The following is a 21861-nucleotide window of genomic DNA, read 5'->3' as shown; positions in this document are numbered from 1 at the left end:
GCAACCGACCGCATCGAATGAGGCCAGTTAACGAATTTTGGCCATAGGTGACCAAGGGTAGCCGATTTCGACGGCTTAGCGGAGCCCCTATGACGTTTTCCTAATAAGCTTTTGGTTAGAAAATATATTGGCGCCGATCGGCCTCGCCTAGGGGCCGGCATGTTGCGGCCCGCCGATCGCCGAGTGGGATACAACTACAGCAACGGGCACCCCGCAAGTCGCCGGGCGGCCCAAGTGGTGCATCAGTGATGTTCCTGGGCTTAGGCTTCGGCGCAGAATGGCACGCACCACCCCGCCAGGGGGCCTGTGGCAATAGGTTGCGCACTTCACATGAAGTTTTTTACACACGAATCGCCGATTTAGTGTAATTTTCATCATCTGGGGCCGCCCAGGGCCGCCGGCGCGATATTTTTTACACAGATTTCTGGATTTTGATGTAAAAAATATCGATAGACACCGTTCAACTCCCCGCCCGGAAATAGATCGCGCGCAACCGACCGCATCGAATGAGGCCAGTTAACGAATTTTGGCCATAGGTGACCAAGGGTAGCCGATTTCGACGGCTTAGAAACGCTCCTACGGCGTTCCCTAACGAGCTTTCGGCCGCAAAATATATTGCCCGCCAGCAATCTCGCCGAAGCTCAACGGGGTGTGATGCGTTCCGCCAGGTGTAGCAAGAGTGCCTCGCTGTCCCGCGGCCCGCCGATTTGCACGGAGATGGGCAGTCCGTCCGGCCCGTGCCCGAAGGGTATGGCGATGGCGGGGTGCCCGGTCACATTCCAAAGCGCCGTGTATGCGGCGAAGGGTGCGTTGGCCATCAGGGTGCGCATCAGGCCTTTGCCTTGGATCCCCTCTGCGGGGGCAGGCCGCGCGGCGATTGTGGGCGATACGATCACGTCGTAATCCGCAAAGATCGCATCGAGTTCGCACGCGTATTCCCTTCCTCGTCGGCGCGCCCATTCCAGCATGCGCGGTGGGATTCGTGTCCCTATCGCGGCGATTTGCCGGGTCCGCCGTTCCAAACGTTCGGGATGTTCCATGGCCGAGACCTCGGCCGCGACGCCGGCGAAGAATTGCACCATAAAGGCGTCGGTGGGTACGGGGAGCCGAACGTCGAGCTTTGCGACGCCGCCAATGGCTGCGGCGACGTTGTGGGCGGCGTCGATAAGCGTCTTTGGCGCCCGGATCCCCGGCAAGCCTGTTCGAATGGCCACGGCGACGCGGGTGGGGGTTTGGAAGACGGGTGGGAAGGGTCCGCCGGCGATCACCTCGTAGATCAGGCGCAGGTCGCGAACCGAACGTGCGATCGGTCCGATAACCCCAAGGTCGTACCATAGGTGTTCGGCGGGGGCCGTGGATACCCGTCCGCGTTGCGCTTTCAACCCGTATAAACCGCAATGAGCTGCGGGGATGCGGATGGAACCGCCGCCGTCGCCACCGATGGCAACGGGAACCATGCCTGCGGCTACGGCCGCCGCGCTCCCGCCGCTCGAACCTCCGGGCGTATATGCGGCATGTTGCGGATAGCGCGTTACCCCGCCGTGTTCGGATGAGGTCAGCGCCCATGCCCCGCACTCCGGCATCCGCGTGGTCCCGATGATTATCGCACCGGCGTTCTGAAGCGTCGCGACCACGTGGCTATCGGCCCCGGCTGGGGTGACGCAGGCCGCCGTGCCGTAACTGGTAGGGATCCCGGCGATGGCGTTTTCGGCCTTGATGGCCACCGGAACCCCATGCAGAGGACCCCGTTCGCGCATCGGCACGCCCGCCAATTCCACGGCTCGCCGCCGCGCGGAAGCGGCGAACACACGCTCGAATGCATTGATGGTGGGGTCTAGAGAGCGGATCCGCCGCAGGCACAGCTCCACCCCCTCCACCGGGTCGAACACACTATTCCATGAGCTTGCGTCCGGTAGGGTCTGGTCCGCCATGGTGGTCCTTTCCGCAGGTCGGCACCCATCGCCGAGGTTACCCACATTGATAGCACATCCTCGGCGCAGCGGGTATTGTGTGCAGTGCGCCCTTGCAGGAACTCTGTGAAAGGTAATACCACGCTGGCCTCTTGTGTACCCTTCCGCCAATTGGCCAAACAGCGGAATAGCCGAGGGTTAAGAATCCAGCACAGGACCTGGGAAAACGCCTCACCACCCCAACATCGTGGCGGGGCGTTTTCTAATGCTCCAGGATTGCCACCAGGAATTCGGAGTCGGCGGTAAACGGGTGCAGCTCCCACGAGGAGAGCAGCAGCGAGGGCCGCAATCCTGCGGATTTGGCGTCGGCCAGGAATTGCTCGAAGCTCCACCCCCGTCCGGCGCTAAAGCCGATTACGGCGCGCCCGTCCGGGGCGAGATGCGCGGCGTGGGCGGTAAGTGCCGGGATGCGCCCCTGTTCCGGCAGGAAACCCATCACATTGCCGGCGGAGACGATCACATCGTATTCCCCGCCGGGGATTTCGCCTTTGCACAGGTCCCCGACCTCCCATCGGCAATCGGGGTAGTCTTGCCGCGCGTATCCGATCAATATGGGATCCAGATCCACGCCCACCACATCGTGCCCGCGGGCGGCAAGGTAGCCTCCGACGCGACCGGTGCCGCAGCCAGCGTCGAGGATGCGTGCGTGGCGGGGTGCCAGGGCGTCGATAAGCCGGGCCTCGCCGTCAATGTCGCGTCCCTCGGCGACGAAGTTGCGCCAGCGTTGCGCGTAATTTTCGGAATGCTGGGGGTTGCGGGCGAGAATCTCATTCCATGTTGGCATGCATGTTACTGTACCGACGCACCAATAGCGCGGATGCAAAACCCAGTGCGAGGAACGCCACGGTGCTGTAGAGGGTTATCCGCGTGGCTTCCGCAAACCCCTGCACAAGCGTATCGACGTCCATACTGTGACGCATTGCGGCAAGTGCGGCGCCCCCGGAGGCAATCACCGCCTCCGAACCCGGGCCGGTGACATATGCCTTCATGCCCCACGACAACACGGTGCCCATGATCGCCGTGCCCAGGGCCGAACCGATCTGCCGCACGGTGGACTGCGTCGCGGAGGCCTGCCCGGAATGCTGGGCGGGAACCTGCGCAAGCACCAGGCTGGTGAGCTGGGCGCTGGCCAAGCCAAGCCCCACCCCGTAGATCACTAATGCGACGGCGACGAGCCATATCTGCTGGTCCGGGCGCTCCTCCGCGGCGAGCTGCAACGCCCCAAACACCTCGAGGCCCAGGCCCAGGATCACCACGCCGGAGGGGCCGATCGCGGCCGCCAGGTGACGCGCCAACGCCCCCGATAGGAAAGCCCCAGCCGCCATGGCGGCGAGCACCCCGCCGGCGGCCAGCGTGGACAGGTTCATGCCCGAAACCAGAAACAGCGGCAGCACGAACACCAGGCCGAATTCGCCGATGGCCACCAGCATGGCCGTGAGATTGCCCCAGGTAAACGCGCCGATCCGCAGCATGGAAAGATCGAGCAGCACAACCTTGCCTTGCTGGAGGCGCAGCCGCTCCCACACGATAAACGCGACCAGAAACAGCGCGGCGACCAGCGTGAGCGTGATGTTCTTTTGAATAATCCCGTGGACCAGGCCGCCGAAACTCACCGCGGACAGCAGGAAACCCACGGCGTCGAACCCCGGCGCGGCATCGCCCTTGGTATTGGGCACGATAAGCAGCGCGGCGGCGATGAGCAGCAACCCTAAAGGAACGTTTACCCAGAACACCCAGCGCCAATGCGCCCATTCGGTGATCATGCCGCCGAGCAGCGGGCCGACCGCCGCGGCGCCCGAGATCACCGCGCCCCACACGCCGAAGGCCGCCGCCCGATCGCGGCCGCGAAACAGGGCGTTTACCGTGGACAATGTGGAGGGCAGGATCAGCGCCCCGCCGACGCCCTGCACGATCCGGCCGGCGATCAACGCCGCGGCGGTGCCGGAAAGCGCCGCCAACACGGAGCCCGCCAGAAAGAACGCGAGGCCTAGCAGGAATGTGGTGTTGCGCCCCACGCGGTCCCCGAGCGTGCCCGCAGCCAGCAGCAATGCCGCGAGCACGGTGTTATAGAGCGCGCTGACGCGCTGGGCGTCTACCAGGCTGAGCTGCAGGTCCTGCATGATCGCCGGCATGGACACCCCAACGATGGTTGCGTCCAAGACAATCAGGGAAAGGCCGGTGGCCAGGATGACCAGCACCCACCAATTGCTTGCGCGGTGCCCGCCGGTCGCCTCGGATTCATTCATACTTCCCGATGGTGCCGCATCAATTAGACGCTTGCATCAGCGAAAAGGTGGATTCGGGCTACACCATCACCATCGTCCTAAGGGAGGTTACGGCCAGCAACTTGCCGTCGACGGAGCAATTAATTTCCCACATTTGCACGTGCTTGCCAAGGTGTACCGGGCGGGCCTGGGCGTGAATAGTGCCGCTGGTGCCGGGGCGTAAAAAGTGGGTAGTGTTGCTGAGCCCCACCACGGGGGCACCGGCGGCGAGGCAACCGGCGAACGAGCCGACGGATTCGGCGAGGGCCGCGTAGCTGCCGCCATTGACCAGCCCAAACGGTTGCAGCATGTGCGGTCCGATCTCCAGTTCGGCGGATACGCCGTCTTTGGCGATCTCCGTATAGCGAATTCCCAGGGTGGCGTCCATGCCGGTGATTCGGGCATTTATGGCGGCGATTTGTTGCTCATTGAGGGGGCCGGATTCCACCAGCTTCACCAGGGCCTGCAGGTTCATGGGGCCGAATATACAGAATCGAACAGGTACCATGACAACCATGACAAATCTTGCTCAGATTGGCGTTGTCGGCCTTGCGGTCATGGGTTCGAATATCGCCCGTAATTTCGCGCGGCACGGCCACACCGTCGCCGTATACAATCGCAGTTTTTCCAAAACTGAAGCCTTTATGGAAAGCTACGGCGCTGATGGATCGTTTCTCCCCTCGGCCACGATCGAAGACTTCGTCGCATCGTTGGAGCGCCCGCGTCGCGCCCTCATTATGGTGCAAGCCGGCGCCGCTACCGACGCCGTGATCCAACAACTCGCCGCCGCCATGGAACCGGGCGACATCATTATCGACGGCGGTAACGCGCTATACACCGATACCATTCGCCGCGAGGCCGAATTGCGCGACCGCGGCCTGCACTTCGTGGGCGCCGGCATTTCCGGCGGCGAGGAGGGCGCCCTGAACGGCCCGTCGATCATGCCCGGCGGCCCGGCGGAATCCTACGAGTCGCTCGGCCCGCTGCTGGAATCCATTGCCGCGCAGGTGGATGGCGTGCCGTGCTGCACCCATATTGGGTCCGACGGCGCCGGCCACTTTGTCAAGATGGTGCACAACGGTATCGAGTACGCGGATATGCAGGTCATCGGCGAGGCGTATCACCTGTTGCGTTACGCCGCCGGTTTGACCCCGCTGGAGATTGCGGAGGTGTTCCGCGAGTGGAATACCGGCGACCTTGATTCCTACCTCGTGGAGATCACGGCCGAGGTATTGTCCCAGGTTGATGCCGCCACCGGTAAGCCGCTTATCGACGTCATCGTGGACGCCGCCGGCCAGAAAGGCACCGGCCGGTGGACGGTGAAGGCCGCCCTTGATTTGGGCATTCCCACCACGGGCATCGGCGAGGCCGTGTTTGCCCGCGCCTTGTCCGGTGCCCGCGCGCAACGTGCCGCGACGGCCGGGGTGTTGCCCTCCGGTGAGCTGCGGGAATTGGCCACCGATCGCACTCAATTCGTGGCGGATGTGTGCCGCGCGCTGTACGCCTCCAAGCTGGTGGCTTACGCTCAGGGGTTCGATGAGATCCGCGCCGGTTCGGAGGAGCACGGCTGGGACATTGATCCCCGCGACCTGGCCACCATTTGGCGCGATGGCTGCATTATCCGCGCCAAGTTCTTAAACCGCATCGTGGCTGCCTATGACACCAATCCGGCGGTGGAGTCCCTGCTTCTCGACCCATACTTCAAGCACGAGCTGGAAGGATTGATCGATTCCTGGCGCCGCGTGGTGATCACCGCCACTGCCGCCGGCCTGCCGATCCCGGTGTTCGCTTCCTCCTTGTCCTATTACGACAGTTTGCGTGCGGAGCGCCTACCTGCGGCGTTGATCCAGGGCCAGCGCGACTACTTCGGCGCACACACGTACGAACGCACGGATAAGCCGGGGCATTTCCACACGCTGTGGAGCGGAGATCGTTCCGAGGTGGAGGCATAATACACTGGGAGGACGATGACTACGTTCCAAGAGTTGGGTCTCCCCCAAACCATCGTCCGTGAGCTGCGGCGCGAGGGCATCACGGAGCCGTTTCCCATGCAGGTAGCAACCATTCCGGATATCCTTGCCGGGCGCGACGTGTTGGGCCGCGGCCCGACCGGCTCCGGCAAAACCTTCGCTTTTGGCTTGCCCATGCTTTCCCGTTTGGCTGGTGCGCCCTCGCGTCCGCAACACCCGCGCGCCTTGGTTTTGGTGCCCACCCGCGAGCTTGCGGTGCAGGTAAAAGAGCGTCTCGACGCCCCGGCTGCCGCCCTCGGGCTGCGCATCCTCGCCGTGGTTGGTGGGGTGAATATCAAGCGCGACGTCACCTTTCTCGCCGCCCCGGTGGATCTTTTGATAGCCACCCCGGGCCGCGCCATCGACCTAGTGAAGCAAGGCTTGCTGCATCTGGACGCGGTGGAGATCACGGCGATCGATGAATGCGATCAGATGGCCGATTTGGGGTTTTTGCCGCAGGTGAGCACCCTGTTGCAGCGTACGCCTCAGGGCCAGCGGCTGCTCTCTTCCGCCACCTTGGATGGGGATGTGCAGGCGCTCGTCGACCGTTTTATCGCTGATCCCGTGTTGCATGCCACGGCCGCGGTGACCGCCGCCGTGGACACCATGGAGCATTACCAATTCGATGTTGGCACCGCGGCGGAGCGCGATCAGGTGGTGTTGCATATCGCGGGTCGCGCGGGCAAGACCTTGCTGTTTCGCCGCACCCGTTACGATGTGGACCGCCAGGTCAAGGCCCTGCGGGAGGCCGGCATCGATGCCTTAGGCCTGCACGGCAATAAGGGTCAGGCTTCCCGCACGGAGGCCGTGCGCAAGTTCACCAGCGGCGAATCCCGGGTGCTGGTGGCCACGGACATCGCGGCCCGCGGCATCGATATTTCGGATGTCTCGCTCGTGGTGCACGTGGACCCGTCGGCGGATCACAAGGCCTACCTGCATCGCGCCGGGCGCACGGCGCGCGCCGGGGCGGCCGGTATGGTGGTGACGCTGGCAACGGACAAGCAGCTTGCCGAAGTGACTACGCTATTCAAACAAGCGGGCGTACGCCCGCATCGCGAACGGATGCACACACACTCCAGCCGCCTTCGCGAACTCACCGGTGCTCGGAAACCGAAAGGAAAACCTGTGGAGCCCCCACATCAGCGCCCTCACCATCGAAAACCCCGCCGACCGAGGCGGCCTGGCCGGTAATCCATGGACACTGCACTCAGTATCCTGTCCCTGCTGGGCTTTATCGCGCTTACCCTCGGCACGGGCTTTTTCGTGGCCATCGAATTCGCGCTGACCGGCCTGGAACGCGCCGCCATTGACAACCATGTGGAAACCCAAGGGGACGCCAAGGCCCGGGCGGTGCAGGCCGCCCACACCAACCTCTCCTTCGAGCTTTCCGGGGCGCAGCTGGGCATCACCATCACCACCCTGGCCACCGGTTTCCTCGCGGAGCCCATCTTGGCCAAATATTTCACCCCGCTGCTGGAATTGTGCGGCTTGGGCCCCGGTACGGCCACCGCCGTGGCGCTGGTATTGGCGCTGGCCGTGGCCACACTATTATCCATGGTGTACGGCGAGCTCGTTCCGAAAAACATGGCGATTACCGACCCCCTTCGCACCGCCCGCTTCACCGTAATCCCCGTCCGCACATTCAACCGTTTGTTCGGGTGGTTTATTCGCGCGCTCAATGCCTCCGCCAATGCGGTGATCCGCAAGATCGGCTTGGAACCCGCCGATGAATTGGCCTCCGCGCGCTCCGCCCAGGAACTCGGCGCGCTGGTCCGCAATTCCGCCGAACACGGCGCCCTCACGCAGGCCCAGGCGGCGCTGCTGGATCGCTCCCTGAAGTTCGGCGAATCTACCGCCGAGGACGTGATGACGCCCCGCTCGACCATCGAATACCTGTCCGTGGACGACACGGTGGCGGACCTGCTCGCCCTATCCCAAAAAACCGGCCGTTCCCGGTTCCCGGTGGTGGACGGGGATCTGGACGATACGATCGGCGTGGTCCACGTCAAGGCCGCCTTTGGCGTGCCCCGCGAACAGCGCAAACACGTCTCCGTGCGGGCGCTGGCACGGTCCGTTCCGGTGGTCCCCTCGAGTTTGGATGGCGACGCCGTGCTCAATGCCGTCCGCTCCGCCGGCACCCAAATTGTGCTGGTTGCGGACGAATACGGCGGTACGGCGGGCATCGTGACAATCGAAGACGTGGTCGAGGAAATCCTTGGCGAGGTCTACGACGAATACGATGACGCCAATGCGGAACGCGATTTCCAGCAACTCGGCGCCAGCTGGGAGGTTTCCGGGCTGGTCCGCGTCGATGAACTCCCCGAACGCATCGGCTATCACGCCCCCGACGGCCCCTACGAAACGCTGGGCGGCCTGGTGATGGCCTGCTTCGGTTATATCCCAACCGTCGGCGAAAAGAAGCTGCTCCCGCAGACCGAACACGACGCCTTCGACGAATTCGAATCCGGCATTTCCGGGCGCTGGGGCGTCCGCGTGACCATGATGGACGGGCGGCGCATCGACCGCGTGATCCTCACCCCGATGTCCAACGAGGAGGCGAGCAATTTCTCATGAGCGACTGGTATGCCGTGATTTTGACCGTGGTGCTCCTCGGCGTGAATGCGTTTTTCGTGGGCGCGGAGTTTTCCCTGATCTCTTCCCGCCGCGACCGCCTCGACGCGCTGATCGCCCAGGGCAAGGCGCGCGCCCGCAAGGTCCTCTACGCCTCCGAGCACCTGTCCATGATGCTGGCGGGTGCCCAATTTGGCATTACGATCGCCTCCCTGCTGCTCGGCAAGGTGGGCGAACCCGCCATCGCGCACCTGATCGAAGGCCCGTTCCATGCCCTGGGTTTACCCGATGCGCTGCTGCACCCGATTTCCTTTGCCATCGCGCTCGGCATTGTCACCTTCCTGCACATCCTGCTTGGCGAGATGGTGCCCAAAAACATCGCGCTCGCTGGGCCGGAATCGGTGGCCATGATGCTGGTGCCCACGCATATGGTGTTTGTGAAAGTCACCCGACCGCTTATCCTGGCCATGAACTGGATGGCCCGCATCACGCTTCGCATGTTTGGAATCGAACAAAAAGATGAGCTGGAGGCGGCGGTGGATCCCGAGCAATTGGCCACCATGATCACCGAATCCCGCTCCGAAGGGTTGCTGGACGAGGAGGAGCACGCGCGCCTGAATAAAGCGCTACGCTCGGATCGCCGATCCATTCGAGAGGTGCTGATCCCCAATGAGCGCGTCCGGATGCTCCCCTTCGAACAGGGGGTACCGCTCGGCCTCATCGAGGAAGCCGTCCAGGAAACCGGGTTCTCCCGCTTCCCCGTCACCGCAGGTGAAGATGCCTATATCGGCTATATCCACGTCAAAGATATTATCGAACGCATGGTCGCCGATGATCCGCACGAACTCTTGCCCCGCTCCGCCCTGCGGCCGCTCACCAATATCGACGGCACCTGCACCCTCGACGAGGCGCTTCGCCTGATGCACCGCCGCAATGCCCATATGGCGCAGGTGCGAGAACGCGGCCAAGTGATCGGCATCCTTACCCTCGAAGACCTGATCGAGGAATACGTGGGCACCGTGCGAGATTGGACCCATGAGGATGCTTAGCGTCGGCGAATGGACGGCCCGTTTGGAGGCCCACCGCAGCCGCGCAGAGGCGCTTACTGGGGCGCACCTGGCGCGGCGTCGAAAAGCGGAAAAACACCCCGTATTCGACTTCCTTTTCGAGTACTACCCGATCTCGCCGGGCAAACTCGCGCGGTGGCACCCCGGACGCGGAGAAACGCTCGCAGGCGAGCCCCCACACGCGCGCTGGCGCGACTATACCCGCACTCCGGAAGGCGTCACCGTGGACCTGCATGCCATGTGGGCGCGCCGCGGAAACGCCATCGAATACGTCAAACACTTGTTGGAACGCACGGCGACGAACCCGACGCACTTCGATTGCTTCGGTTTGCACGAATGGGCGATGGTGTATCAGACGGATCGGCCGCGCCACAACCTTCCGTTGCGGCTCGGCAAAGACGGCACCAACGACGTCGTCAAAACGCACAATATCCGGTGCACCCACTACGACGCGTTCCGCTTTTTTACCCCTGCCGCGCGCCCCTTAAACCTTCACGCGCTGCGCCGCGAAGATCAACCTGAGTTCGATCAAAGTGGTTGCCTACATGCGACAATGGACTTATATAAATGGGCTGCAAAACTGGGACCTTTAGTGCCGGGCGAACTCTGGCTGGACACCTTCGAACTAGCACGAGATGTTCGAATTCTAGATATGGAAGCGTCACCATATGATTGCAGTGAATACGGATTCCATGTCGTGGCGATTGAAACTGCGCAAGGCAAAGCCGAATATGTTGCACGCCAACGCAGACTCGCCGAACGTGCAGCACCATTGCGGCAGTCACTCATTGACTTGTGCACAAAGCCTACAATATGAACCAACGCCTCATGTCAGTTAACGCTTAGGAAGAACACTCGTGGCTCGGCATTCAAACGGACTTAAAAACTACGCAATTGCCCCTAGCATTTTCGCCGCTGTTATCGTCCTTGCGCTAATCCTCGTTGGAGGTGTCTGGTGGCTCATGAAACGCGACCAGGCAAACCAACAACACGAAGCCTCGGACAGCTCCTGCATCGAAGGGGACGTCAAACTCCCCGTCTCAAGCGCCTCCACCGCCGTACTCCAACAACTAGTCACCGACTACGCCGCAAGCAAACCAGTGGTAAAAGACCACTGCGTAAAAATCGAACACGTTCAAGACATCAAAGACGCCGCACTGGTGTTCCTATCCGGGGACGTCCAAGGCAGCCTCGAAGCGGCGAAACGCTCCGCCGCCTCCGCCACCTGGCCGGTAGCACAAGCCGACCCGCTGGGCGTGGCCTACAAAGTCGGCTCCGAAAAACCCAGCGGAACCTGGGAAACCCTCCGCGAACAAGCCAGCATCGGCGCCCCCGCCAGCTTCGAAGGCAAACTCGCCGCAGCCTTCCTGGGCAATATCCACGGGCAGCCATACCAAGTGGTGACCTCTACCACGACGCCGAAGGGGATGGAGTTCTACCAGCCGGAAGACACCATCGCCGTGCCCATATACGCGGTGGCGCTCAACCCCGCCGGATCGGTCACCGAAGACCAGACGCGCGCCGCCGATGACTTCACAAACTTCATAAAATCTACCGATGCGAAAACCGTGAAACTCGCCAGCGACGAACTGCTGACGCAGGCGAAACAAGCCAATGTTGAGGTGCAGGTGAACCTGCCTACCGGGACCGATACCCTCGTGCTGCTGGACACCTCCAGCAATATGCAAACCGATATGGGCGGCGGCAGCTACTTCGACGAAACCGTCGCCGCGATCGACCCCCTACTCCACGCCGTGGGGCGCAATGGCGGAAATGTTTCCCTGTGGAACTACTCCTCGCCATTGACGCAAGGCGTAAACCGCGCGTGGCGCAGCAACGTGGAGTTCAGCAAAAACGACGACGGCACCGCCAGCATGGACGCCATGCGGAAATTCGGCACCGGCGGCACACCCCGCACCCGCGAAGCCCTCGACGAAGCGATGAAAAAAGCCGGTGACCATGCGCGCGAGACCAATAACCCAGTGCGGCTCGTGCTGATCACCACCGGAACCCAAGATGCGGACCCGACCACGCCGTACAGCGGCCTGGACAATGTCATCTTGGAAATCGTCCACATTGGCAGCCAGCCGGTAGACACCGGTATCGCCGATTGGGCCACCACCCACGGCGGATCCGCCACCGTGGTTTCCACCAGCTCCGAATTGCAGGCGGCATTGGCCACCATCTTTGGGGCGACGGGGTAAAGGGGCGCGGCGAGGGAAACGCCGCCCCCGCTTTTGCCTGCTGAGCGGTAGTGTACAACCACCGGAACTCGCCTTGGTGGGCCACTCTCCGTGCGTTGCGCGGGGTTGCGGCGGACTCGGGGGTTTTAGCTGGTGGGAGTGGTTTCATTTGCTGCGGACGGCATTATACCCTTTTGGCTTGCTGGGCGCCACCTTATTGCTGCTGGCACCCTGTGTGTCTGTGGATTGTTTGGGGTTATCCACAGGTTGGTGGGGTGTGTTTAGGAAACCCCTAGGTTTTGTGCTGTTTTGGGGTTATCACTGGTGCTATGGGTTTGTTTCAGCGTCGCACCAAATTGCTTGATACCTCTTTCATCAATGTGACTCGCCGGCTTGCGATGCCGCGTGGGTATTGTCGTGCGAGCCGGGAGGTGGAGTGGGGTTCGCGATATCACCCGCAGCGCCTAGGGTTTGCCGCCCCGATCATGCTGCGGGCCCGGGCCCATTTCACCCAAACCCCGAATGTCATTATCGGCGGCTGGGCCGCCGCAGCCTACGCCGGCCTGAAGTATTGGGTGGATGATGCCCACATCACCGTGCATGTGGCCAGTAATTTCCAACGCAGCCACAGCGTGTTCGACGCCACCCGCCGCAGACTGCGACCAGGCACCAGGGTGTGGACCCCGGACCAGGAACTGCCCGGCATGCAGGTCGTCGCCCCCGAATACGCGTTGGTGGATTGCCTAATTGATCTGCAGCGCGACCGCCACTCCTGGTGGGTCTACCAGGTGCCCAACCTTGCTAACTGGGAAGTCCGCGCCATCCAGCTCATCGACGCGCTGCGCGCATGCACCACACTAAACTTTCAGCTGGTGCGTGACATCGCGCGGAATATTTTCAGCGCCCGCCAATTGAAAAAACTGCTGAACCTGTCCCGCACCGGGGCGCAGTCGCCTCCGGAAACCGTGTTGCGGTTGATTGCCGAGCAGCTTCGCCAACACCTGGAGGTGCAAATCCCAATCTACGATTCCGGTGCGCTGGCAGACGATGGCACACCCCTGCTGACCGTGCTTGATTCCGGCTGGCCCGATATTCGCGTTGGTTTGTTCTACGACGGTGCCCACCACCTTCAACGCAGCCAACGTGACTACGACGCCAAAGTGTTGATCCGGCTACGCGAACTCGGCTGGGAACCACTACGTATCACCCACGGGCTGCTGCAACAACCCCGCGACCTGATCACCACCCTGCGCCGCGCCATCCACCGCGCCGAAACCAACACCACACAACCACCAAAACCATAAACGGCCGAAACCAAACACCAAATCCTGACGCCGAACCTTAACGGCCGAATCCCCACGGCCGAATACTCACGGCGATCGTTCGCTGCACCCCAGCTATCTTGGCGTGGTCGCCGATCCGCCTTGTTGCTGCGTGCCCATCACACCCCTGTAACCGGCACGGTCAAGCTCAACACTGTTCGGTGAAGCCCGAAACCCAGCGCACCCTCGGCTCATTTTGTGCGCCGCGCCTGCCCCGCTACTTCCGTCTGCCCGCAGCACCCTGCAGCTGCCCGTGGTTTACGCGCCTCCGTTTCCCCGGCTACGTCAAATCTGCCTGACTGCGCTCCGGCGATGTCACATCTGCCTGGCTCCGCCGGATCTGCCTGATTTTTGGGCCGAGTTTTCCTGGGGAAATGCGACCGCGACGAATCTGCCTCAGGCACATCTGACACGGCAGGCATCGCAGGCAGATCCTCACCACTAGGTGATGCAGCGAGTTGGGCCAGAATCGGCCGACGATTTTTCATGCTCAGGCAGATTCGACACGCCGGTCGTCGCGTGGTGGTGTTTTCCCAGGAACGCGAAACGGCCGTGTTATATCTGCCTGGCCGCGCAGGATCTGCCTGATTTTTGGGCCCAGTTTTCCTGGGGAAATGCGACCGCGACGAATCTGCCTCAGGCAGATTTGACGCGGCAGAGAACCAGGCAGATCTAACGCGGCAGAATTTCATCGGTGCCGCCGAGTTGGAGGCCAATCATATCTGCGGTACCGCGCAGCGGCGGGATGCTAAGTGTGTGATATTCACCTGTTTGGTTTCGGCGAACTCACTGACACTGCGACGGTCACCACGCCGGCTGGCAGAGCGCCTGAAACTCGCCCGCCATTCGGATAGGCCGACAGGTCAACGAGTCGACGGCGCGGAGCGCAACCTACGCGCCTAAGAAATCCGCCGGTTGCGGCGCCGTTCGGCGAGGTCATCGCGCATGGTATCCGAATCGTCAGCGATGCGTTCGGAGGGGAAGGAAGAAATGGTTCCGGTAAGTTCTTTGACAATGCCGGGGACGGCGATACCGAACACGCCCTGGCCGCCGCCAAGTAAATCAATCACTTCTTCATTGGAACGGCAGTGGTACACGGTGGTGCCGTCCGACACGAGGGTGATTTCCACCAGATCATTCACCCCGAGATCCCGCAGTTTATCCACCGCCAGCCGGATGTTTTGTAAAGAAATGCCCGTATCCAGCAGGCCTTTCACAATTTTCAGCACCAAGATATCGCGGAAGGAGTATAGCCGCTGCGATCCGGACCCTTTGGCGGTGCGGATGGAGGGCACCACGAGTTTGGTGCGCGCCCAATAATCCAATTGGCGGTACGTTATCCCCGCGACTTGGCATGCCGTAGGCACTCGGTAGCCGACTTCTTCGTCGGGTCCGAGGTCAAACAATGACTCTTGGATGCCGCGGGGCTCGTCGTACATCTCTACTCCCTGTGACGTTGGATAATCCTGAAAGCAAGATTAAACGAACTGGAATAGCATTCCAATAACGACACGCCCAAAGACGGCCCCTGCACCGGAAGGTTAGTCTTTGTCCGAATCGTCGTCCTCAGAAAACAGGTCTTCCTCAAAAACGCCCATGCTTTCCATGAACTGCTCGAAATCTTCATCCTTCAATAACTCAGTATCGTCAAAGATATCCGAAGGTTCAATATCTAGGTAGTCCTGAAGATCAGAATCCACCAAAAATACCGCCGTTTGCGCAGCTACCTCCTCATCTACCGCGACGGGAAGGTTCAGCAATTGCGCCAAAATGAGGGCATCCACGGGCCGCGCATCCAATTCTTGACCATCGTTTGTCACGATCGAAGCAATAAATACGCCCTCGAAATAACTGACGATATTTACCTGCGCCACACCATTGGTTAACCGCGTCAACGATTCCGCCAGCAGATCGTGGGTGCCCGGCCGCCGGGTCTGATACCCGGCATCCCGCGCCTCCAAAAGCTCAGCGTCCCGTTGGGAAATCCAAATCGGAATCACTCGGTTTTTTTCTTTCCACAGCAATAAAGCGCAGTAGAAATTCTCAGGTCCAAGGGTGTGCACACCGTGATACTTAACCGGAATAAAAGCCATAAGGCTAACCCAACTCCTCGCGCAACGCGCTTTTGACCAGTGAAGCGTGTAATGACACCACCAGCGCCGTCATCTGCTGCGATAATTCCTCGGCGCGCTGCCGGGAATCCCCACCCTGGGAGCGCGCGATGGGCGCGGCAACCTGGCCGATCAGCCCGGCCTGCCGCCCCGCCGCCGTGCGCAGCGATTTCAAATGCCGCTCGTCGAATCCGAATTCGGATAATGCGACGGCGGTTTGCACTACCCGCACATCGTCGACGGTAAAGTACCCGGACACGTCCGGCTTGACCAGGCCGATTCTGAGCAATTGCTCAACGCGTTCAGTTTCCACCCCGGCCTGCGCGGCCACGTCTTCGATGCTGAAGCGCGTGTCCCCGGGCGCCCGGAAATTGTCGGGGCTGATCATCGGCGTCGCGCGATTCGCACGCATTATCGAAGTCACGGCCCCGGAATCCATCGCCTCCAACTGCTCGCGGATCACCTTCAGCGGCAGGTAATCGTCCCGCTGCGTCACCAGGATATAGCGGAGGCGTTCAATATCTTCCTCAGTAAACCGCCGATACCCCGCCGAGGAACGTTGCGGAGCAATCAAACCTTCCGTTTCCAGAAACCGAATCTTGGAATGGGTAACGTCCGGAAACTCTGCGCGCAGCTGTTCTAGCACCACACCAATGGACTTGGTCTTCACGGTTTTTACAGCCTGTACGGCCGCAGTTTTGCGGAGTGCAGTCACGGTTCGAGTTACTCCTGTGTGAGGCGGGCAGCAACGGGGGGTTTATTGGGCTTTCGGCCCTGCGATAAAGACCAGGCGGAACTTGCCAATCTGGACTTCATCACCAGTGTTCAGGATCGCGGCGTTCTTGGGTTCGCGGTTGACGTAGGTGCCGTTCAGACTCCCAACGTCCACCACTTCGAACTCGCCGTGGTTCATGCGGAATTCCGCATGCCGGCGAGACACGGTGACATCATCGAGGAAGATGTCCGCTTCGGGGTGACGTCCGGCGCTGGTGGTGGGCCGGTCCAACAGGAAGCGAGAACCCGCGTTCGGACCGCGCTTCACTAGCAAGAGTGCGGCACCGACAGGTAGTTGATCGGCACCCACGGGCACTGCTGGATTTTGCCCAGTATTGGACTCCATCTCCTTCAGCAGGTCCGCACGAAAGACTGATGTAGTCTCTACCTGCGGCTCAGGGATGCCGTGATTCTCGCTCATTGTATAACCTCCGGGTCGACATATTCGCTGGATATAATTCCAATGCTTTTCATCATAGCGGTTGGGTACCGCCACGAGTGCCCAACGTTACCTGAACATTGCAGATAACGAGCCAATAACGGATTTACCCCCACCCGCCAGCGGGTTATCACCCACCATATAGGTCCACGTCGCGGACGGGCGTGCGAGGCCTTCATCTGCGAGGTGTGCCCCCGCGGCGTCGATACGCACGGTATTGAAGGTGTCCACAGCTTCCGTCACCGCGCGCTGGGCAAGCTCCTTAAATTCCGCAACGGCGATTCTGTGGAATTCATCGATGGGGGTTTCCTTAGCGATGGCGCGCAGGTGGATGGATTCGCGGACATCGTCGAGCAATGCCAAATGCTCGCTCCAGCCGCGGTCCAGGTGATACAGCATGATTTCCCGCGCTGCCTGCTCCAATACCTCCTGCGGTAGTTCGCTTATCGACGCCGCGCGCTCCGGCGACCGCGCCGACAATTCCTCCCATGCACGGGGCGTGTCGAGTAGGTTCGCGCGCCGTTCGTCGATGATCACCCGCTGGTCCGCCAGCAGCTTGTTGTATTTCCAGGTTTGCGCGTGGATCTCCAATAGCTGCCCCTCGGTGACGCGTTGGCAATGCTCCACGAAATCCTGCACCCGTTTGGAATCGATGCGGCCATCGCCCGCCGGGTGCGCGGTCACGGATTCCCCCGCGCCGCCCACGGCCACCACATCGTCCTCCAATGAGACGAAAAACACGCTCGTGCCCGGGTCCCCTTGGCGGCCGGCGCGGCCCCGCAGCTGATTATCCAAGCGGGAGGTGCGATGCCGCGCGGTGCCGATCACGGCGAGGCCGCCGAGCTCCACCACGGCGTCGCGGTCCGCCTCGTCCGTGCCCCCGAGTCGAATGTCTGTGCCACGGCCGGCCATTTGGGTAGACACCGTCACGCGGCCCAAATCGCCCGCCTCGGCGATAATGCGCGCCTCCTCGGCATCGTTTTTGGCATTGAGCACGCTCACCTCGATCCCGTGGCCGCGCAGCCGGGTCGCCAGGGCCTCGGACTCCGCGACGTCGTGCGTGCCCACCAGCACGGGGCGCTGCACGGAATTCAGGGCGATAATCTCGGCGACAATCGCATCGTTTTTCTCCGCCTCGGTGGCGTAGATGCGATCGGCTTCGTCGAAACGCTGCAGCTCCTTGTGGCGATCGATCACCGAAACCCGCAGGTCATAAAATTGGCGGAGCTGGTCCGTGGCCTCCACGGCCGTGCCGGTCATGCCGCACACCATCGGATATCGCCCCACCAAAGCCTGCAGCGTCATCGTGTCCAAGATGCGCCCGCCCTCGGACACCGCCAACCCCTCCTTGGCCTCCACCGCGGCCTGCAAACCATCCGGCCACCGCTGCAGATCCGCAACGCGGCCGCGGGAGGCGTCGATCAGCGCCACCTTGCCATCGCGCACAATGTAGTGCACATCGCGCACCAGCAATTCCTGCGCATGCAACGCCAGATTGACCTGCACCAAGGTCGAACCCACGTGCTCATCGTTATACAAACTGGTGATCCCCAACGCCCGCTCCACGGCGGCCGCCCCCGCATCCGTTAAAAACACATTGCGGCGATCATCGTCCACGGTGTAATGCGCGCCTAGGCGCAGGCGCTTGACCACATTCACGATCTTGCCGGTCGGCGCGCGCCCCGGCTCATTGCCCGCCAGCACCAGCGGCACCAGCGCCTCATCGACGAGGACAGAATCCGCCTCATCCACCAGCGCCACATCGGCGCCGTGCTGCACCGCCTGATCGCGGGACGTAATCAGCTGGTCCCGCAGCACATCGAACCCGATTTCGCTTACGGGGGCGTACACCACATCGCTGCGATACGCCGCGCGACGCTGCTCGGGCGTCAATTTCTCCGTGACGCTCGCCACGGACAAGCCAAAAAACTCCACTAGGGGGCGCATCCACTCGGCGTCGCGGTCCGCCAGGTAATCATTCACCGTCATCACATGCACACGCTTGCCGGACAAGGCGAACCCAGTAGCCGCCATCGCGCCCACCAGGGTTTTGCCCTCGCCGGTAGCCATATGCACCACATCGCCCTCCAGCAGGCGCAATACCGCCTGATTCTGCACATCGAACGGCACCATGCCGATCGTGCGATGCGCCGCCACGCTCAAACACGCCAACAACAAGGCGGGGTCGTCGGCGACGGTGGAGTTGGTGACGCGGGCTGCCAGCGCGGCGTCGTCAAGCTGCCACAAATCACGCCGCAACTCGTCGGCGCGCTGCACAATCGCCTTACTGCGCTTCTGGTTACGGCCCTGCTGACCGCCCATAGCCTTCCAGAACCAGTCAAATCCCGCCACCGGTGCGTCTCCTTTAATGTGATGTATGGCCAACCCCAACCATAAACCAGGACCTGGCCACACGCCGCGACCAGTGGCTCCTAGCTGGGATAAGGTTGTGTTCGAGCAATAACCGTCGTTGTGAAAGCGAGCAACACCTCGTGCATTCCGTCAGCGTAAAACTACCCAGCAGCAAGGGCCTCACCATGGCTGGGACTATCGACACGCCCGACACCCCACCCGTGGCGTGGGCGATGTTCTCCCACTGCTTTACCGGCAACCGTTTCACCCCCGCCGCCGCCCGCGTATCCAAAACGCTGGCCGAACACGGGATCGCCTGCCTCCGCTTCGACTTCCCCGGGCTGGGGCAATCCGAAGGCAATTTCCACGAAACCACCTTTAGCGAAAACGTGGCAGATCTCGTCGCGGCAAGCGAATGGTTGAGCGAACATTACGAGGTGCCGCAATTGCTTATCGGGCATTCCCTCGGCGGTGCGGCGGCGCTCAAGGCGGGAACGCAGATTCGAAGCTTGCGGGCGGTGGCCACCATCGGCGCGCCTTTCGACCCCGCGCACGCCGTGCTGCACTTCGCGGACCGCATCGGCGAAGTCGACGAATCCGGGGCCGTCACCCTCGTTCTGGGCGGCCGCGAAATCACCATCTCACGCGAATTCCTGGAGGACTTGGCGGAGGTAAACCCGGAAAGCTATATCGGAAGGTTGCGGCGGCCGCTGCTGATCCTGCACTCCCCGATCGATCAAACTGTCGGCATAGATAACGCCCAGAAAATCTTCCTGGTGGCGCGGTACCCCAAATCTTTGATCGCCCTAGATAAGGTCGACCACCTGTGCACCCGCGCCGGATCCGCACAGCGCGCGGCGCAACTGATCCGCACCTGGGTGGAGCCCTATCTGGAACCCCACGAGGAAGCAATCGCAGACGCGATCCCGGAAGGCGTGGCCATCGCGCGCTCCATCCCGGCGGGCCGGTACACCGACCAGGTGCGCACCGGGACGCACAGCTTTACCACCGACCGCGAAAAGGCATTGGGAGGCAAAAACCTAGGCTATTCGCCGACCTCATTGCTGCTTTCCGCGCTCGCCGCGGCGACCTCGCAGGCGATCCGGGAGGCTGCGAAGGAATCCAAGATCCGCGGCTTGGACGATGTGGAGGTAAGCATGTCTCAGGTGTTTAGCTCCGACGAACAGCCCGTGCTGCGCCGCAAGATCAGCCTGCTGGGCAGCGTGTCCGAGTCGGAGCGCGCGGAATTGCTGGCGGCCGCAGCCAACACGCCGATCGAACAATTGCTCGGAGGCGTGCGGATCGTCGATGAGGACCAATGATGTGTCCGTGCGGTAGCGGAACGCCATACGAACAATGTTGCGGCGTGTACCACCGTGGCGCGCCCGCACCCACCCCGGAAGCACTGATGCGCTCGCGGTACACCGCCTTCGTGCGTGGCGACGCCGCGTACCTCCACCGCACCCACGCGCCGGAAACGCGGCCCGCGCGCTACGAATTGGACCCAAACATCCAATACTTTGCGCTCAAGGTGCATAGTGCGGTTGGCAATACCGTGGAATTCTCCGCGCATTACTTAGTAAAAAACCAGCCCACGGCGGCGATTCCGGGCGGGATTCTCGCGGGCCTAGGCGAAGGCATCCCTGGAGTGCAGCGGGAGCTTTCGCGGTTCCGCAAAGAGGGCAACCAATGGCTGTATGTGGCTGGGACCATGAAGGCCGATGCCAAAACCGGCGGTTCCCCCTAAAGTAAGTGGTATCACCTCAGCGCTAGGGGAAGGACAACCACTGTGACGGGCAACCGCATCGGTATTATCTGGAACCCAACAAAAACGGATAAGGCCGCGTTAGAGGCCGCCTTTGACAGGCGGCTGGTTAATGTTGAAAACCTTGAGGTCGCCTGGTACGAAACCACCCCGGAGGACGCCGGCCAAATGGCCGCCCAACGCGCCATAGACGCCGGGGCAACGCTTATTTTTGCGGCGGGCGGGGACGGCACCATCCGGGCCGTGGCCGAACACCTCGCCGTGACGAAATCCACCGCCGAAATGAGCATTATCCCGCTGGGCACCGGCAATCTGCTGGCCCGCAACCTGGGGGTGCCGCTGAATAATCCCACCGCCGCCTTTAACCGCGCGTTTATCAATAACCCGCGCCGCATCGATATCGGGTGGGCCGAAATCAGTACCGCAGCGGGACATTGCCGCCACGCCTTTGTGGTCATGGCCGGCTTTGGTATCGACGCCCACATGATCACCGAAACCAACGACAGCCTCAAGGAAACCGCTGGGTGGCTCGCCTACCTCGAATCCGTGGGCAGGGCGGTATCCGCAAGCGAACTGGTGGATATCCGGCTGCGGCTCCCCCGCCGGCACCCCGAGCACGGCAAGAAAACCAAAAAGCTGCGGGCGCACACGCTGATCATAGGCAATTGCGGCACCCTGCAAAGCGGCTTCCGGTTGCTTCCCGACGCCGACCCCAGCGACGGCGAACTGGATATCCTCGTGCTGCAGGCGCGCGGGATTTGGGGCTGGTTGGACACCCTGCGCAATGTGGTGTGGGACAACGGGATCAAACGAGTGTTCACGCGGCACATGAGCGCACACAGCAGCAGCACCATCACCCACCGACGGGCCACGGAATTCACCATCATCCTGGCCGAACCCCGCATCTTTGAGATCGACGGCGACGAAGTGGGAGAAACCACCCGCATCGAGGTAACCATCCAGCCAGGCGCGATCCGAGTCCGATAATCCTCCCCGTATCTGCGCGCTGACCTGCGGATTAGCCCAAGGGAACC

The 21861-nt window shown here is 61.9% G+C and carries 19 protein-coding genes; 10 read left to right on the top strand and 9 right to left on the bottom strand.

The features are described 5' to 3' along the window. Positions 1-641: 641 nt before the first annotated feature. The 4 genes from CCANI_RS06740 to CCANI_RS06725 all read right to left on the bottom strand — a co-directional run bounded on the left by CCANI_RS06740 (position 642) and on the right by CCANI_RS06725 (position 4709). Positions 642-1931 (bottom strand): amidase family protein, encoded by a 1290-nt coding sequence (locus CCANI_RS06740; RefSeq protein WP_146323112.1) that lies wholly within the window; start codon positions 1929-1931, stop codon positions 642-644. A gap of 241 nt (positions 1932-2172) precedes the next feature. Next, complete coding sequence (locus tag CCANI_RS06735; protein WP_146323111.1) at positions 2173-2754, bottom strand: class I SAM-dependent methyltransferase; 582 nt, start codon at positions 2752-2754, stop codon at positions 2173-2175. Continuing rightward, on the bottom strand, positions 2738-4216 hold the full coding sequence (locus tag CCANI_RS06730; RefSeq protein WP_146323110.1) for an MFS transporter: 1479 nt from the start codon (positions 4214-4216) through the stop codon (positions 2738-2740). The genes CCANI_RS06735 and CCANI_RS06730 overlap by 17 nt, the downstream gene beginning before the upstream one ends. Positions 4217-4274: 58 nt before the next feature. Then, entirely contained in the window at positions 4275-4709 is a 435-nt protein-coding gene (locus CCANI_RS06725) for a PaaI family thioesterase (protein ID WP_146323109.1), read from the bottom strand. A 31-nt stretch (positions 4710-4740) separates the two neighbouring features. Between CCANI_RS06725 and gnd the strand changes: the two genes are divergently transcribed. The 7 genes from gnd to CCANI_RS06690 all read left to right on the top strand — a co-directional run bounded on the left by gnd (position 4741) and on the right by CCANI_RS06690 (position 13368). Then, positions 4741-6186: an NADP-dependent phosphogluconate dehydrogenase gene (gene gnd, locus CCANI_RS06720; RefSeq protein WP_146323108.1), complete on the top strand. Its 1446-nt coding sequence runs from the start codon at positions 4741-4743 to the stop codon at positions 6184-6186. A gap of 15 nt (positions 6187-6201) precedes the next feature. After that, positions 6202-7434, top strand: coding sequence for a DEAD/DEAH box helicase (locus CCANI_RS06715; protein ID WP_146323107.1), 1233 nt, complete (start codon positions 6202-6204; stop codon positions 7432-7434). Positions 7435-7437: 3 nt separating this feature from the next. Continuing rightward, positions 7438-8817: a hemolysin family protein gene (locus CCANI_RS06710; protein ID WP_146323106.1), complete on the top strand. Its 1380-nt coding sequence runs from the start codon at positions 7438-7440 to the stop codon at positions 8815-8817. Beyond that, on the top strand, positions 8814-9863 hold the full coding sequence (locus tag CCANI_RS06705; RefSeq protein ID WP_146323105.1) for a hemolysin family protein: 1050 nt from the start codon (positions 8814-8816) through the stop codon (positions 9861-9863). Before CCANI_RS06710 ends, CCANI_RS06705 begins: the two co-directional genes overlap by 4 nt. Further along, positions 9850-10698, top strand: a complete 849-nt coding sequence (locus tag CCANI_RS06700; RefSeq protein WP_146323104.1) for a 3-methyladenine DNA glycosylase — start codon at positions 9850-9852, stop codon at positions 10696-10698. Before CCANI_RS06705 ends, CCANI_RS06700 begins: the two co-directional genes overlap by 14 nt. A 145-nt stretch (positions 10699-10843) precedes the next feature. Continuing rightward, the gene (locus CCANI_RS06695) at positions 10844-12085 is read left to right on the top strand and encodes a vWA domain-containing protein (RefSeq protein ID WP_146323103.1); all 1242 of its coding nucleotides are present in this window, start codon (positions 10844-10846) and stop codon (positions 12083-12085) included. Between the two features lie 308 nt (positions 12086-12393). Then, entirely contained in the window at positions 12394-13368 is a 975-nt protein-coding gene (locus tag CCANI_RS06690) for a putative endonuclease domain-containing protein (protein ID WP_146323102.1), read from the top strand. Positions 13369-14285: 917 nt separating this feature from the next. On the opposite strand, the gene CCANI_RS06685 is transcribed toward CCANI_RS06690, so the two are convergent. The 5 genes from CCANI_RS06685 to secA2 form a co-directional block, all read right to left on the bottom strand. Further along, positions 14286-14825 carry a MerR family transcriptional regulator gene (locus CCANI_RS06685; protein WP_146323101.1) on the bottom strand — a complete coding sequence of 180 codons (540 nt, stop codon included), beginning with the start codon at positions 14823-14825 and terminating at the stop codon, positions 14286-14288. A 102-nt stretch (positions 14826-14927) separates the two neighbouring features. Further along, a complete protein-coding gene (locus tag CCANI_RS06680; protein ID WP_146323100.1) occupies positions 14928-15479 on the bottom strand; it encodes a bifunctional nuclease family protein in 552 nt (183 codons plus the stop codon). A gap of 4 nt (positions 15480-15483) precedes the next feature. Next, positions 15484-16212 carry a transcriptional regulator FtsR gene (gene ftsR / locus CCANI_RS06675; protein WP_146323099.1) on the bottom strand — a complete coding sequence of 243 codons (729 nt, stop codon included), beginning with the start codon at positions 16210-16212 and terminating at the stop codon, positions 15484-15486. Between the two features lie 42 nt (positions 16213-16254). Beyond that, positions 16255-16692: an oxoglutarate dehydrogenase inhibitor Odhl gene (gene odhI / locus CCANI_RS06670; RefSeq protein WP_146323098.1), complete on the bottom strand. Its 438-nt coding sequence runs from the start codon at positions 16690-16692 to the stop codon at positions 16255-16257. A gap of 87 nt (positions 16693-16779) precedes the next feature. Next, complete coding sequence (gene secA2 / locus CCANI_RS06665) at positions 16780-19062, bottom strand: accessory Sec system translocase SecA2 (RefSeq protein WP_146323097.1); 2283 nt, start codon at positions 19060-19062, stop codon at positions 16780-16782. A 140-nt stretch (positions 19063-19202) separates the two neighbouring features. On the opposite strand from secA2, the gene CCANI_RS06660 reads away from it, so the two are divergent. The 3 genes from CCANI_RS06660 to CCANI_RS06650 are packed head-to-tail and all read left to right on the top strand — an operon-like array spanning position 19203 to position 21814. Beyond that, positions 19203-20384 carry an alpha/beta hydrolase family protein gene (locus tag CCANI_RS06660; RefSeq protein WP_146323096.1) on the top strand — a complete coding sequence of 394 codons (1182 nt, stop codon included), beginning with the start codon at positions 19203-19205 and terminating at the stop codon, positions 20382-20384. Next, positions 20381-20809: a YchJ family protein gene (locus CCANI_RS06655; protein WP_146323095.1), complete on the top strand. Its 429-nt coding sequence runs from the start codon at positions 20381-20383 to the stop codon at positions 20807-20809. Before CCANI_RS06660 ends, CCANI_RS06655 begins: the two co-directional genes overlap by 4 nt. A gap of 42 nt (positions 20810-20851) precedes the next feature. Then, positions 20852-21814 (top strand): diacylglycerol/lipid kinase family protein, encoded by a 963-nt coding sequence (locus CCANI_RS06650; protein WP_146323094.1) that lies wholly within the window; start codon positions 20852-20854, stop codon positions 21812-21814. Positions 21815-21861 lie beyond the last annotated feature (47 nt).

The sequence above is a fragment of the Corynebacterium canis genome (genome assembly GCF_030408595.1).
GTDB classification, from domain to species: Bacteria; Actinomycetota; Actinomycetes; order Mycobacteriales; family Mycobacteriaceae; genus Corynebacterium; species Corynebacterium canis.
Note: the sequence above shows the minus strand (reverse complement) of the source record. Positions and strands in the feature narration are given on the sequence as shown.

Bases quoted from the DNA above. Each gene is read 5' to 3' on its own strand.
- CCANI_RS06725 (WP_146323109.1), bottom strand. From the start codon at position 4,709: ATGAACCTGCAGGCCCTGGTGAAGCTGGTGGAATCCGGCCCCCTCAAT.
- CCANI_RS06680 (WP_146323100.1), bottom strand. From the start codon at position 15,479: ATGGCTTTTATTCCGGTTAAGTATCACGGTGTGCACACCCTTGGACCT.
- CCANI_RS06705 (WP_146323105.1), top strand. From the start codon at position 8,814: ATGAGCGACTGGTATGCCGTGATTTTGACCGTGGTGCTCCTCGGCGTG.
- CCANI_RS06655 (WP_146323095.1), top strand. From the start codon at position 20,381: ATGATGTGTCCGTGCGGTAGCGGAACGCCATACGAACAATGTTGCGGC.
- odhI (WP_146323098.1), bottom strand. From the start codon at position 16,692: ATGAGCGAGAATCACGGCATCCCTGAGCCGCAGGTAGAGACTACATCA.
- CCANI_RS06685 (WP_146323101.1), bottom strand. From the start codon at position 14,825: ATGTACGACGAGCCCCGCGGCATCCAAGAGTCATTGTTTGACCTCGGA.
- CCANI_RS06740 (WP_146323112.1), bottom strand. From the start codon at position 1,931: ATGGCGGACCAGACCCTACCGGACGCAAGCTCATGGAATAGTGTGTTC.
- CCANI_RS06735 (WP_146323111.1), bottom strand. From the start codon at position 2,754: ATGCCAACATGGAATGAGATTCTCGCCCGCAACCCCCAGCATTCCGAA.
- CCANI_RS06715 (WP_146323107.1), top strand. From the start codon at position 6,202: ATGACTACGTTCCAAGAGTTGGGTCTCCCCCAAACCATCGTCCGTGAG.
- CCANI_RS06730 (WP_146323110.1), bottom strand. From the start codon at position 4,216: ATGAATGAATCCGAGGCGACCGGCGGGCACCGCGCAAGCAATTGGTGG.
- gnd (WP_146323108.1), top strand. From the start codon at position 4,741: ATGACAACCATGACAAATCTTGCTCAGATTGGCGTTGTCGGCCTTGCG.
- CCANI_RS06690 (WP_146323102.1), top strand. From the start codon at position 12,394: ATGGGTTTGTTTCAGCGTCGCACCAAATTGCTTGATACCTCTTTCATC.
- CCANI_RS06700 (WP_146323104.1), top strand. From the start codon at position 9,850: ATGAGGATGCTTAGCGTCGGCGAATGGACGGCCCGTTTGGAGGCCCAC.
- CCANI_RS06710 (WP_146323106.1), top strand. From the start codon at position 7,438: ATGGACACTGCACTCAGTATCCTGTCCCTGCTGGGCTTTATCGCGCTT.
- CCANI_RS06695 (WP_146323103.1), top strand. From the start codon at position 10,844: ATGAAACGCGACCAGGCAAACCAACAACACGAAGCCTCGGACAGCTCC.